This is a genomic window from Paenibacillus sp. FSL H8-0332, from assembly GCF_037963835.1.
Lineage (GTDB): Bacteria > Bacillota > Bacilli > Paenibacillales > Paenibacillaceae > Paenibacillus_AQ > Paenibacillus_AQ rhizoplanae.
The window spans coordinates 4,878,798-4,892,269 of sequence record NZ_CP150145.1 but is presented as its reverse complement, the minus strand read 5'-3'; the positions used below and the strand labels follow the sequence as shown (position 1 = coordinate 4,892,269).

8 protein-coding genes are annotated in these 13,472 nt (G+C 52.7%); all 8 read left to right on the top strand.

Going from position 1 to position 13,472, the window contains the following annotated elements; all coding sequences use genetic code 11:
• Positions 1-229: 229 nt before the first annotated feature.
• Positions 230-1,753, top strand: coding sequence for a glycoside hydrolase family 43 protein (locus NST43_RS21220; RefSeq protein ID WP_339219214.1), 1,524 nt, complete (start codon positions 230-232; stop codon positions 1,751-1,753).
• Positions 1,750-2,745, top strand: coding sequence for a glycoside hydrolase family 43 protein (locus tag NST43_RS21215; protein ID WP_339219213.1), 996 nt, complete (start codon positions 1,750-1,752; stop codon positions 2,743-2,745). Before NST43_RS21220 ends, NST43_RS21215 begins: the two co-directional genes overlap by 4 nt.
• Positions 2,746-3,452: 707 nt before the next feature.
• Positions 3,453-6,251, top strand: coding sequence for a hypothetical protein (locus tag NST43_RS21210; protein WP_339219212.1), 2,799 nt, complete (start codon positions 3,453-3,455; stop codon positions 6,249-6,251).
• Positions 6,252-6,395: 144 nt separating this feature from the next.
• Positions 6,396-8,222, top strand: a complete 1,827-nt coding sequence (locus NST43_RS21205) for a sensor histidine kinase (RefSeq protein ID WP_339219211.1) — start codon at positions 6,396-6,398, stop codon at positions 8,220-8,222.
• Positions 8,215-9,732, top strand: coding sequence for a response regulator transcription factor (locus NST43_RS21200; protein WP_339219210.1), 1,518 nt, complete (start codon positions 8,215-8,217; stop codon positions 9,730-9,732). The genes NST43_RS21205 and NST43_RS21200 overlap by 8 nt, the downstream gene beginning before the upstream one ends.
• Before the next feature lie 206 nt (positions 9,733-9,938).
• Positions 9,939-11,444, top strand: coding sequence for an extracellular solute-binding protein (locus NST43_RS21195; protein ID WP_209984885.1), 1,506 nt, complete (start codon positions 9,939-9,941; stop codon positions 11,442-11,444).
• Between the two features lie 91 nt (positions 11,445-11,535).
• Entirely contained in the window at positions 11,536-12,462 is a 927-nt protein-coding gene (locus tag NST43_RS21190) for an ABC transporter permease subunit (protein WP_209984881.1), read from the top strand.
• A 29-nt stretch (positions 12,463-12,491) separates the two neighbouring features.
• Positions 12,492-13,409 carry a carbohydrate ABC transporter permease gene (locus NST43_RS21185; RefSeq protein WP_339219208.1) on the top strand — a complete coding sequence of 306 codons (918 nt, stop codon included), beginning with the start codon at positions 12,492-12,494 and terminating at the stop codon, positions 13,407-13,409.
• The last annotated feature ends 63 nt before the right edge of the window (positions 13,410-13,472 follow it).

Sequence of the window (13,472 nt, the reverse complement as noted above, 5' to 3'; positions counted from 1 at the left end):
GTTAACTTTTGAGACTACTATAGGGCAGACGGTAAACTCCGCAAAAAATGACCATTTCCTCAAGCAAAATGACGAGCAAACGGTGCTTTTTTCCAGTACAATCGATTGTAGACGGGAATTGTACATTTTTTCAGGGGAAGTTCTTTAGTCTGCGCATAGGAAAGTTCAATTCGGGCTTGTAAAATAACACTAGCGATTGTAAACGCTTGCTTTCATTCCAGAGGAGGGTATGATGCAATCCATGAATGTGCGGAATCCCGTTATTGCCGGGTATTATCCGGACCCCAGTGTGGTCCGTGTGAATGAAGATTTCTATCTGATTAACAGCACCTTTGAATATTTTCCGGGTGTGCCTATCTTCCATAGCAGGGACCTGATCGACTGGACCCCGATAGGGCATGTGCTGACCCGCCAGTCCCAGCTGGATCTGCGGGCGACCAAGAGCTCATCTGGCATCTACGCCGCCACCATCCGTTATCATGACGGGCGATTCTACATGATTACTACAGATGTCAGAGGCATCGGCAATTTCTATGTGACTGCGGACAAGCCTGAAGGGCCCTGGTCTGATCCGATTCTGCTGCCGCACGGGGGCATTGACCCTTCCTTGTTCTTCGATGATGACGGGCGTGCCTATGTTACGGTGCAGAACGGTGCAGGCTATGAGTCGCACATTATCCAGTATGAGATTGATGCGCTGTCCGGTGAAGTGCTGTCGGAGCCGGTTAACATCTGGAGCGGCGATGACGGCCCGTGGGTCGAAGGCCCGCATCTGTACAAGATCAAGGGCATCTACTACCTGATGACCGCCTCCGGCGGCACGGCGGGCGATCACCGCGAGATTATTGCCCGCAGCAGCAGCCCTTACGGCCCGTTCGAGGACAAGCCGGAGCCGATCCTGACCCACCGGGGACTGAATGACCACCCGGTACAATGCCTTGGACATGCCGATCTGGTGGAGGATACGTCCGGGCAGTGGTGGGCCGTCTTCCTGGGCATGCGCCCGGTGGAAGGCCGCTATTCCCCGCTGGGCCGGGAGACCTTCCTGGCTCCGGTCACCTGGACGGAGGACGGCTGGCCGATGATTGACAATAATGAAGGCACCGTTATTGCAGAGGGTGAATCCAGCCTGGACAGCCTTGTGCTGCGCTTTACGCCAGGGGACGGCTTCGGGCCGGAGTGGGCCTTCCTCCGCGCCTATGAAGCGGAACGGTATTCCTGGACCGAGCGGGAAGATAGCCTCACCGTGCGCGGGAATGCTTACACGCTGGACGATGAAGCACCGGCTGTGTTCGCGTGCCTCCGCCAGCAGCATCACCGGATGGAACTGGGCGTCAGCCTTGACTTCACGCCGGTGACCGAAGGCGAGCATGCCGGACTGGCTGCGCGGCTTAACAACCGCGGATATCTTTTCTGGGGACTTACTTGCCGCAGCGGCCGCCGGGTGATGGAGCTTGTAGTGAAGAACGGCGAGGAGCGGCAGGTTCACCAGTATGAGGTAAGCGGTGAAGGTGCCGTTCAGCTTCGCCTCCGCTGCGACGGCCATCACTACCACTGCTCCTATTCGGCAGATGGGGTGTCCTGGCATGAAGTCCCGGAGAAGGTTCATGTATCGGTCCTGTCCCCGGAGGTCAACGGCGGCTTCACCGGTGTCTGCCTCGGCGTACACGCCTCGGGCAACGGTACAGAGGATGCCAGCCCTGCTTATTATGAAGGATTCTATTATTCCCATATCAAAGGAGATGCCTTATGAATCAGCAACAACCCCCTAAGCCTAATCAACCGATCGTAACTCACATCTATACAGCGGACCCGTCCGCCCATGTCTATGAAGGTAAAATCTATATCTATCCTTCCCACGATCTGGATCATGACGAGCCGAGCAATGATAACGGCGACCAGTATAAAATGGAAGACTACCATGTTCTCTCGATGGACAGCTTCGATTCCCCGGTGGTTGATCACGGCGAAGCGCTGCATGTGAGAGATATTCCATGGGCTTCCAAGCAGCTCTGGGCACCAGATGCCGCTTATAAGAATAACACCTACTATCTGTTCTTCCCGGCCCGCGACCATGACGGCATCTTCCGTCTTGGTGTGGCAACGTCGGAGTCTCCCGCAGGCCCGTTCTCCCCGCAACCGAATTATATGGAAGGCAGCTTCAGTATTGACCCGGCCGTACTGGTGGATGAGGACAACCAGGCGTATATCTATTTCGGCGGACTCTGGGGCGGCCAGCTGGAGAAATGGCAGACCGGCAGCTTCGTGTCGGATGCGGAAGGACCGGCTGCCGACCAGCCGGCGCTTGGACCGCAAGTTGCGCTGCTTAGCGACGATATGCTGTCCTTCCAGGGCAAGCCTGCCGAGATCTCTATTGTGGATGAAGAGGGGAATCCGATTCTGGCCGGGGATGAGGAGCGCAGATATTTTGAAGGCCCGTGGATGCACAAATATAACGGCGATTACTACCTGTCCTACTCAACAGGAACCACGCATAAGCTCGTGTATGCAATCGGCAAGAATCCGATGGGACCGTTCACGTTCAAGGGCGAGATTCTCTCACCGGTTATCGGCTGGACAACCCATCATTCCATTGTGCAAGTGGAAGACAAATGGTATCTGTTCTATCACGACAGCTCCTTGTCGGAAGGCGTCAACCACAAGCGCTGCGTGAAATACACCGAGCTGAAATACAACGAAGACGGCACGATCCAGAGTATCAATCCTTATCCGGATGCGGAGTAAGCTGGCGGATAGATTAGCAGAGTAGATAGGGTTACAAGAATAGCGTGGAATGAGGTAACATAGGATAAGACATGAGGCAGCTCCTGGCGGGCTGCTTTTTGTCGTGGGCAAGATGCGAGTGGAGCGAATGTGTGCGAAAAACTGAATACATTGGGCAGCGTGGGTGTGTTTGGCATGAGGAGATGTTAGTCGGGTTCGGCTATACGGGATACAGTTGGATTTTCTCCACTTGCTGTTTGAGGAATGGAACATTCCAGAACAATAGTTGGAAAAACGTCACTTAATTCCTGCTAATTCTCCCAAAACAGCAAAAGTGCCAATTTTAGTTGTTGTTTCTCCACTTGCTTCCGGCAAGTACTAAGGCTGGAGGGTAGGAGTAGAGCAGATCGCAGGAGAAGAGGTGTAGAGTAGCAATCAGCAGAGCCAGCCCCCAATCACTCATTACGAGATACCACACTACTTTCCTTTAATTTGACCCGCGAATCTTTAATTTGGCTTCTATTAAATTGGGTTTGAGCTGCTATATAGTAAACTTGGATGAACAATAAATAGGAGGATAATGGAATTTATTGTTAATTAGTAAGTTGCAATGTTATTTAGTATGTGTAATCAGTTAGTGCGAGTAGTTAGTGTGATGATTTCGATGGTCAAGAAGCCGGTTGTTATGAATGCGTTCTCATTAATCTGAAGAATGAGGAGAGTGAACAATGGTAGCTACATCCCGAACACACAGAATTCGTAAGCTGACTTCAGCGGTATTAGGCACAGCGCTGCTGGTGACCCTGCTGCCGCAGACAGCCATGGCCGGAGATACCTGGCCGTTCAAAGGTGAAAGCGCACACGGTGCAAATCAGCCTAGCGTACATGGCTATACCAGCCAGCACATTGCGGACTGGAGTCCGCAGAGAGATCAGGACGCGGCACTGCTGCGCTCCAGGGTACCCTTGCAGCAGCGGATAGCGCCCTTCCAGCAGACTCAGGCCAATCCGGCGCTGAATCCGGCGGTGCAGATGATGAATGTTGCGGGCGATTATGGTAATGCTTTTATCGAGAATGCCCCGTACACTAACAAGTTCGCCCAGTATCACTTCAACTTCTGGCAATACATTGACTATTATTCCTACTGGCATGGAACAGCAACGGCGTATACACCGCCGGAATATTACGACGATCTGGCCCAGTCCGACTGGCAGCAGAAATGGTTCGAGTTCGGCATGCTGAACATTCCGAATCCCACGTACACGGATGCCGCGCACAAGAATGGGGTTATGTCGCTGGCCGGGGTGTTCTTCTCGAACAATGACCGGGGGCAGCAGACCTATAAGCAGATGATCGTCAAGGACGCAGCCGGGAAGTTCCCGGTAGCTGAGAAAATGATTGAAATGGCCGAATATTTCGGGTATGACGGGTACTTCCTGAATCAGGAGGAGCAGAATCCGAATGTGGCGACAGCGGATATTCCCGATTATATCGCCTTTATGAAAGCGCTACAGGATGGCGGGCTGTATGTGCAGTGGTATGATTCTCTGAATACCGCCACGGGAGCCAATGTCTTCGCCAGAACCTTCAATAACAATAATATCTCCATGCTCTACGATAAAGCGGCCAACAAGCCAGTCTCGAATTCGTTTTTCTTCGATTATGGCATGGGCAGCTCGCAGATTACCTCAGCAGCGAATTACTTGAATACCCTCAACGCAGCTCAGGGGACGAGCTACAATCTCTTTGAGACCGGCTTCGCGGGCCTTGAAGCCGGGCGCGACCGCTTCAAGAGCGTGCAGGGCTCAGCGCTTAGCAGCAAGCTGTCCGGGGGAATTCCACGGACCAGCCTGGCGACACTGGGCGCGGACTTTGTCCATGCCGGTCTGGATGAGGATATGAACAAGTCCTGGCCGATCTCGAACCGTACGGATAATAACTACCAATGGATGACGAACCTGCGCGAGCAGCTATGGTGGTCAGGACCACAGGTGAATCCGAAGAATACAGCGGTGTCTTCCAATAATACGGTAGCCGATGTGTATGCCGATAACCGCTACTGGCCGGGGATTGCTTCGGTCATTGCCGAGCGCTCGGTGGTGAAGGATTCAAACTTCTATACGAGCTTCAATACCGGCCACGGCCTCTCCTATTACAAGGCTGGAGCGGTATCCAGCGCAGCGGAGTGGTCGAACGTGAGCCTGCAGGATGTTCCGGTCACCTGGCAATGGTGGCAGGATACTACAGGCAACCGCCTGAACGTGGACTTCGATTATGGTCCGGGTTATAACCAGACCGCCAATTCGCGTATGAACTACCAGCAGCTTGGCGGTTACAACGGCGGGAGCTCGCTGGCGGTGAGCGGGAATCTGAACAGCGAGAACTTCCTGCGTCTCTACAAGAGCGATCTTGCCGTAAAAGCTGATTCTAAGCTGTCCATCGTCTACAATAAGCCGTCTGCCGATGATGGCTCTGTCCTGAGTGCCGGACTGATCTTCCGTGACCAGCCTGCCCAGGTAGTGAAGGTTCCTGTTGCGAATAGCGGGAAGCATACCACGGGCTGGACCACGGCCGAGCTTAATCTTGGCGCTTATGCCGGACGGGAGATTGCGGCCTTCGGCCTGGTATTCGCCCCTGGAGCCACTCCAATAGCCAATTACCAGATGAACATCGGTCAGCTGCGGGTTCATGACGGCTCGGCAGTCCGGCCTGCGGCTCCAGCCGGTCTCTCCATAGCCCAGGCGCTGCCGGGCACGGATGAGATGATCGTGAAATGGAGTATGGACACCGACTACTCTAAGGTGAAGCAATATAACGTCTACGTGAACGATATCTATATGGGCGGAAAATATGATGAGACCTTCTATATCAAGAAGCTTCCGGCCAAATCCGGCGTGCTGAAAGTGGCGGCGGTAGGTGCAGACGGGCTGGAGGGTGATCCGGCGACGCTGTCCTTCGACCTGAATGCTGCGGTATCCAAGGTGACTGCCGAATCCGCTGCAAATGGAGACTTCCTGGTGAAGTGGACGAATCCCGCCGCAGCTCAGGGCAGTATCAAGGTTACAGTGAAGTCGGTGAACTGGACTACCACACCGCAGCCGGTATCGAAGGAATTGACCGTGCCGCAGGGGGCGACCTCAGCGCTGTTCCAGAATATGCCGGTGAACGGGGATGAGTATACGGTTACCGTTCAAGCCGGAAATACCGATAAAATAACCTATAACGGAACGTTCACCGACAAGGTGTCCGAGCCTTATGCAGAGAACTGGTCGTGGAACGGCAATACGCTGAATCTGCCGATGCCAAGCACCCGGGACTGGCGGTATATGTACATTAAGGAAGACGGCCAGAACCGGTCGTTCCCGGTCACCTATCTGTCCGGTACTGCGGGCATGAAGCCGATGATTATCCGTGGCCGCACGACCAAAGCCGCGCTGAGCTTCACCTCTACCGCAGCAGTAGTTACAGTGGTCATGGAGGATTACAGCGGCAACAAATCGCAGCCTGTATATCTTAGAGGCCAGTAATGTTAAGTAACGGGGAATAGGTACCGCCCATCCTGCACAACATACACAAAGCGCTCACCCTCTGGCAAAATTAGCAGGGGGGAGCGCTTCTTGTGTATCCCGGCCAGCCGTGCCTGCAAGGCTATCAACTATGTAAGGAGGTGAATGATGCGAAGCCTTTCGCTGTACCGCAAATATTTTAAAGACAATATGTTCCTGCGCTTCACGCTGATCGTGTCCTGCATCTTCATAGCCACCATTATCGCCTTCTCTTATCTGGTGCTGCTGCTAATCTCGGATTCGGCAGTGCAGCGCCAGATGGATATCCAGCGCAAGAGTATGGAGAGCATCAGCAATTATGTGGAGAACAAATATCAATCCGTTCAGGATATGCTCCGTGATGTGTACAGGGACGCGAGTCTGGCCAGTAATACGACCTTCCTGCTGGAGAATCCCTTAAGTGATTATATCGAGCACCGGCTGGACCGTTATCTGCTGGGAGAACAGTCCGCCTCGAACGCCATTCAGTATTTCCAGAACAAGATTGACGATGATCCCGACATCCGCGGCCTGATCCTGTACAGCGCCAACCAGCAGGTGATGTATTATTACGACAACCGCAGGCAGTTCGAGCGGATCTCGACCAATGCGGCGCATTCTTTTGTCCCCGATTCGATGGTGCTGGGTGAGGAGAGTGTCGTCTCTGTTCCGAATATCTGGGTGCTGAAAAGTATAGGGATGCCGACAGCTCCACTGTTCTCTGTGAAAATACCCATCAATAATAAGTCCTCGCTGCTCAATATCGGCCAGCTGCTGGTCTACTTCGACTCCGAGGCGATCTGGCAAGCCATGAATAACTATAAACAGGATTTCAAAGGCGATCTCCTCGTGCTCTCGGCCCAGAATGAAGTCATCTTCGATTCCTCGGGTAAGGGGTACGGCCGGAAGCTGCCGAAGCTGCAAGGGATTAACGCTGGTGAGGACTTTACGATAGAAGGAATGGTCGTTACGAGTCAGACGCAGAGTCAGGCGGGGTATACGGTGGTCAGCCTGATCTCGAAAAAGGAGCTGGCCGAGACCTATAGCAGTGCGCGGAGCACCATTGTGTCCATCGCACTCGTCTGTATTCTGTTTGCCGTGCTGCTGCCGGCGATGTTCATTTCTAATTTTGCCAAACGGACCCACCGCATTATCCGCTTCACCCGCAAAGTCAAGAACGGGGATCTGAACACCCGGATTGTGGACGGCAAGGAAGATGAATTAGGCCAGATTGCCAAAAGCTTCAACAGCATGCTGGATGAACTGAACCAGTATATCGACCAGGTCTATAAGGCGGAAATCAAACAGAAGCATACGGAGATCGCTACGCTTGAGGCCAGGGTGAATCCGCATTTTCTGTATAATACATTAGAGGTTATTCGGATGCGGGCGATTTCGAGCGGAGCGAAGGATGTGGGGGAAATGATCTACAGCCTGTCCATGCTGTTCAAGTCGTACGTCCGTCCGAAGCTGAAATATACGTTCAAGGATGAGCTGGAGGCCTGCCGCCTGTATCTGGAATTATTCCGTATCCGGTACAAGGACAGGTTCGCTTATACCATCGAATGCAGCCCGGAGCTGGAAGAGCTTCCTGTGCTCAAAATGTCGCTGCAGCCGGTCATCGAGAACTATGTTCTGCACGGCATGCGGACAGGGCAGACTGATAATGTGATCCATATTGGGATCACAGCGGAGCCGGAGAATATCCGGGTCACGGTTACGGATAACGGCAAGGGGATTGCGGAGAAGCGGCTGGCCCGGCTCCGCGAAGTGCTGGAGGATCACGGCGAATTGTCCGGGTCCGAGTCGTTCGGGCTGCGAAGTATTCATGAGCGGCTGAGACTGATGTACGGCAAGCCCTACGGCGTAGAGCTGGAGAGTGAGGAGGGCAGCGGAACAGTGGTTACGATTACTTTTCCATACCCGCTGAAGGAGGAGAACGCAGATGTATAAGGTATTTATTGTGGATGATGAGCCGTTCATTCTGAGCGGCCTGCAGGATATATTGGATTGGGAGGAGCTGGGCCTCACGATTGCGGGGCAGGCGGAGAACGGGCAGGAAGCGCTGGAGCAGCTGCGGGAGATTCCCGCCGATATTCTGATTACCGACATCTCCATGCCGGTGATGACCGGCCTTGAGCTGATCCGCGCCGTCCGGGAATTCCGCCCGGATCTGAAGGTGGTGGTGCTGAGCGGCTTCGATGAATTCATGTATGTGAAGGAAGGCCTGTCGCTCGGGATCGAGAACTATCTGCTGAAGCCGATTAATCTGGAGGAATTCCAGCAGACGCTGGAGACGATTGTGGAGAAGCTCAACGTCTCCAGGCTGGATATGCAGTGGTGGGAATATACGAATTCCGTGCTGAAGGATAATGTGCTGCTGCGCTGGCTGCGGGGGCAGATTGATCCGCAGGAGCGCTCCGAACGGCTGAATCTGATCGGCCTGCCGCTCACAAGCCGTTATGTGCAGGTTGCCCTGCTACAGGTAGAACCGGCAACGGATACCTTCAGGAAGAGGGTATCCGAACTGGCCGAAGCCGAGGCTTCGTTCTTCATGTTCTGGGATTCGGACAATGATCTGGTGCTGATACATAACTATGAAGAAGCCTCCGCCGGTGCGGCGGAGATGGCGTTCATGCTGGAGGAGATTACCGGCTGGTGCACCGGCGGAGAGAAGCTGCGCGCAGCAGTAGGCTCGCCTGTATACGGGGTGGACGCGGCTCCTTCCAGCTACGAGCAGGCGAAGCAGGCACAGGAGTTCCTGGAGATTCACCCGGAGCGCAGCATTATCTATTATGAGCAGCTGAGGGACCGGAAGGAGGATCTGCAATCGGTCCTGCCCGGGGACTGGAGCGATTATGCCAAGCTCATTATGTCCAAGAATGTGGCGGGGCTGTTGGAGCAGCTGGAGCTATACTTTGCAGCCCCAAGTATGGACGGGTTAACACCAGCAATGCTGGAGGAGATCTCGCTGGAATGGATTCTGTTCTTCCGCGTGCTGATTAAGGATATCCGCAGTGAAACGGAGCGGGAGTGTATTGCCGAGGGCTTGACGGCGATCCGCCGGGCGAATTCGCTGCCCGCATTGTCCGCTGCGCTCAGGCAGACCTCGGCAGGCATCATCGAGCTGCTGGACCGGGAGCTGAAGAGCCCAGTGGTGAACCAGGTGCTGAATTATATCGCGAAATCGTACAGTGAGGATCTGTCGCTGAAGAAGCTGGGCTTTATGTTTAACATTCATCCGGTGTATCTGGGACAGCTGTTTCATAAGACGACCGGCGAATCCTTTGCGGAATATATGAACCGCTACCGGATCGATAAGGCCAAGGAACAGCTCCGCACGACGAACCTGAAGGTGCATGAAATCGCAAGAAGCGTGGGATACTGGGAAATGGGATACTTCTACAAGCAATTCAAGAAATATGTCGGGATCTCGCCGACGGAATTCAAGGGGCTCCTTTGAAGGCGGCTCTTTTTGAAAAGAAAAGAAATTATATGTTAGGTACGGAGTTATTTTTCTTTATTTCATACCTGAAAATATATAGTTTCTCTTCTATTTGAAACTGCTTTCATCTTATAAAGTTAAGGTATAGCCCAAGGAAACCAGCAGCCGGAAATGACCGGCAGACCTGAACTTTCCGGACGGCTAATTAAAAGGGGGTACGGCAAATGAGTAAGACAAAGAAACACTTCTCCTTGTTGTTGACAACGCTTTTAACCGTTTCACTGGCGCTAACGGCGTGCGGGGGAAACAGTAAGAACAATGCAGGCGGGGAAGCAGCTTCAGGCGGCAACAAAGCCTCGGAGGCTACCGAAAAGCCAGTAGAACTGATCTGGTACACGATCGGGCCACCGCAGAAAGATATGGACAAGGTGCTCACAGAAGTAAATAAATACACGCTTGAGAAAATCAACGCAACCCTCGATATCAAAATGCTCGACTTCGGGGACTACACGCAAAAAATGCAGGTTATGGCAGCTTCGGGCGAGCCAATGGATATTCTGTTCACCTCTTCCTGGGCCTTCGATTATGTGCAGAATGCACGTAAGGGTGCCTTCCTGGAGCTCGATGAGCTGCTGAAGAATCAGGGCAAGGGCATTGTGGATACGATTGATCCGGCCTTCCTGGAAGGCTCCAAGGTAGACGGACATAACTATGCGATTCCGGCCAATAAAGAGCTTCCGGCGCAAGAAGTCTTCCGCTTCAACAAAGAGCTGCTCGACAAACACAAGCTTGATCTGACCAGCGTGAAAACAATGGCCGATCTGGAGCCGCTGCTCAAAACCATCAAGGAAAACGAGCCTGGAATCACTCCTTACGCGATGGTCAAAGACTTCATGCCGATCATGCCTTTTGACTATGTGATCGAGAAGATGCCGATGGCTGTCTATATGGACACCAAGGACTACAAAGTGGTCAACATCCTGGATACACCTGAGCTCAAGGAAGCGCTTAAGACGGTCCGCAAATTCTATCAGGCGGGTTATATCTCCCCTGAAGTAGCGACTACCTCGTCGGTAGATGACTTGTACAAAGCCGGCAAATGGTTCACTGACCGTGCATCCACCCAGCCGATGGCCGACAATCTGTGGTCCGTAAGCTACGGGTATCCGGTCGTGTCCACACCAGCCAGCCAGCCTTATATCTACAACTGGTCGGTAATGGGCTCCATGCAGGCTATCTCGGCCAACTCCAAGTATCCTGAGAAAGCGATGGAATTCCTGAACCTGCTTAACACTGATCCTAAGCTGCGCAACATGATTGACTCTGGTATCGAAGGAGTACATTACGAGAAGATCAGCGACAACATGATCAAGAACCTCCCGGATGCGAAGAACTACGATATGCCTACATTCTCCCTGGGTAACATCATGATCAACTATCTGAATGAAGGCGACCCTGAGAACAAATGGGAAGAATTCAAGAAGTTCAATGATGCCGGTATCAACGCACCGCTGCTCGGCTTCAACTTCGATACGTCCAAGGTGACGAATGAAATCGCCGCCGTCCAGAACGTGAAGGAAGAATTCTGGGCACCGCTGATGACCGGATCTGTAGATTCGGAAGAGTACCTGACCAAGGCTAACGAGAAACTCAAAGCAGCCGGTCTGGATAAAATTATTGCCGAAGCTCAAACACAGATCGACGCCTGGAAAGCAGCGAATAATAAGTAGCATTCTATTAAAGGATCGGGCGGGTGATTAGACTTGGCCCGATCTTTTTGTACTAACGGAAGAATTTTCCGGCATAGGAGGAACTAGAAGTATGGGGAAAATAGGAAAGTCCGCCAAGGATATATTGAGAAATAAAGTGCTGCTGTTTATGGTTCTGCCGGGCACGCTGTGGTTTTTATTCTTCTCTTACCTGCCGATGGTGGGTACGGTTATTGCGTTTAAGGAGTACCGCTTCAGCCGGGATGGCTTCTGGGCCAGCATCATCAACAGCAAGTGGGTCGGCTGGGATAATTTCAAGTTTCTGTTCAGCACCAATGATGCCTATCTGATCACACGCAATACTCTTTTATATAACATAGCCTTCATCATCCTGGGCCTGATTCTGTCCGTGCTGATGGCGGTGGTGCTGTCCGAGATTGCCAATAAGAAACTGGCCAAGTTCTATCAGACAGGCATGTTCCTGCCGTACTTTCTGTCCTGGGTCGTTGTGGGATACTTCGCGTTCAGCTTCCTGAGCTCGGAGCGGGGCCTGCTTAACGCTATGTTCGGCAGTAATATCTCCTGGTACTCGGAATCGAAATACTGGCCGTTCATTATTATATTCGTATTCCTCTGGAAGGCCGTCGGCTATAACAGCGTGGTCTATCTTGCCGCCATTATGGGCATAGACAAGTCCCTGTACGAAGCCGCGATGATCGACGGAGCCAGCAAGCTCCAGCAGATCCGCAGTATCACGCTGCCGATGCTGAAGCCGATCATTATCATTATGACGCTGCTTGCGATCGGGAAGATTTTCTATGCCGACTTCGGGCTGTTCTATCAGGTGCCGAGAGATTCGGGGACGCTCTACAGCGTGACCAACGTAATCGATACGTATGTATACCGTGGACTCAAGACTACCGGCGAGATCGGGATGAGTACAGCTGCGGGCTTATATCAATCAGTGGTCGGGTTCGTGCTGGTTCTTACCTCTAATTACATCGTGCGCAAATTCGATAAGGACAGTGCATTATTCTAGGGAAAATGAAGGAAAGTGAGGTCATCCAAATGTCTGCTAATCCTGTGAAATCGCGCGATTTCCATCGGCTGTCGCCGGTGCTCAATACCATCTTCAACTGTATCGCCGGAGGCTTTGCCATCCTGTGTATCTTCCCGTTCCTGTTCGTTGTCCTCATCTCGTTCACGGACGAAGGGGCGCTTGCGCGGGACGGCTATCGGTTAATCCCGGCCAAATGGAGTCTGGAAGCCTACAAATATGTATTTAGCTCAGGGGACACGCTGCTCCGTTCTTACGGAGTGACCATTGCGGTAACGGTCATTGGTACGATTGTCAGCCTGCTTATTATTTCACTTTATGCCTATGCCATTTCACGTAAAAGCTTCAAATACCGCAATTTCTTCGCGTTTTTTTCCTTCTTCACCATGCTGTTTAACGGCGGGCTGGTTCCGACCTATATTGTGGTAACACAGATGCTGGGCCTGAAGGACAGCATTTGGGCGCTGGTGCTGCCGCTGGCGGTGAATGCTTTTTACATTATGATTCTGCGTACCTTCTATATTACAAGTGTGCCGGATGCGCTGATCGAATCGGCCAAAATCGACGGCGCCGGAGAGTTCCGCACCTTCCTGGGAATCGTGCTGCCGCTGTCCTTGCCGGGCCTCGCTACAATCGGGCTGTTCAGTACCCTGGGGTACTGGAATGACTGGTTCAATGCCCTGCTCTATATTGATAATCCGAATCTGGTGCCGCTGCAGTCGATGCTGATGCGGATTGAGACCAGTATGCAGTTCATTCTGCAGAACTCGCAGAACAGCTCGCTCAGCCTGGAGGCCCTCCGCAACATGCCGCAGGATACCTCGCGTATGGCGATGGTGGTATTAGCAACCGGACCGATTATCTTCGCGTATCCGTTCTTCCAGCGTTACTTCATTCAGGGTCTTACGGTCGGGGCGGTTAAAGAGTAAGGGGAAATCTGGGGACAACAGCGGCCGGAAGTCCAAATGTTCACCGCAGTAACGACCAAGCTT

What these genes read in the sequence shown, in the direction of transcription:
- NST43_RS21220 (WP_339219214.1), top strand. Translation starts at nt 230, where the DNA reads ATGATGCAATCCATGAATGTGCGGAATCCCGTTATTGCCGGGTATTAT.
- NST43_RS21215 (WP_339219213.1), top strand. Translation starts at nt 1,750, where the DNA reads ATGAATCAGCAACAACCCCCTAAGCCTAATCAACCGATCGTAACTCAC.
- NST43_RS21210 (WP_339219212.1), top strand. Translation starts at nt 3,453, where the DNA reads ATGGTAGCTACATCCCGAACACACAGAATTCGTAAGCTGACTTCAGCG.
- NST43_RS21205 (WP_339219211.1), top strand. Translation starts at nt 6,396, where the DNA reads ATGATGCGAAGCCTTTCGCTGTACCGCAAATATTTTAAAGACAATATG.
- NST43_RS21200 (WP_339219210.1), top strand. Translation starts at nt 8,215, where the DNA reads ATGTATAAGGTATTTATTGTGGATGATGAGCCGTTCATTCTGAGCGGC.
- NST43_RS21195 (WP_209984885.1), top strand. Translation starts at nt 9,939, where the DNA reads ATGAGTAAGACAAAGAAACACTTCTCCTTGTTGTTGACAACGCTTTTA.
- NST43_RS21190 (WP_209984881.1), top strand. Translation starts at nt 11,536, where the DNA reads ATGGGGAAAATAGGAAAGTCCGCCAAGGATATATTGAGAAATAAAGTG.
- NST43_RS21185 (WP_339219208.1), top strand. Translation starts at nt 12,492, where the DNA reads ATGTCTGCTAATCCTGTGAAATCGCGCGATTTCCATCGGCTGTCGCCG.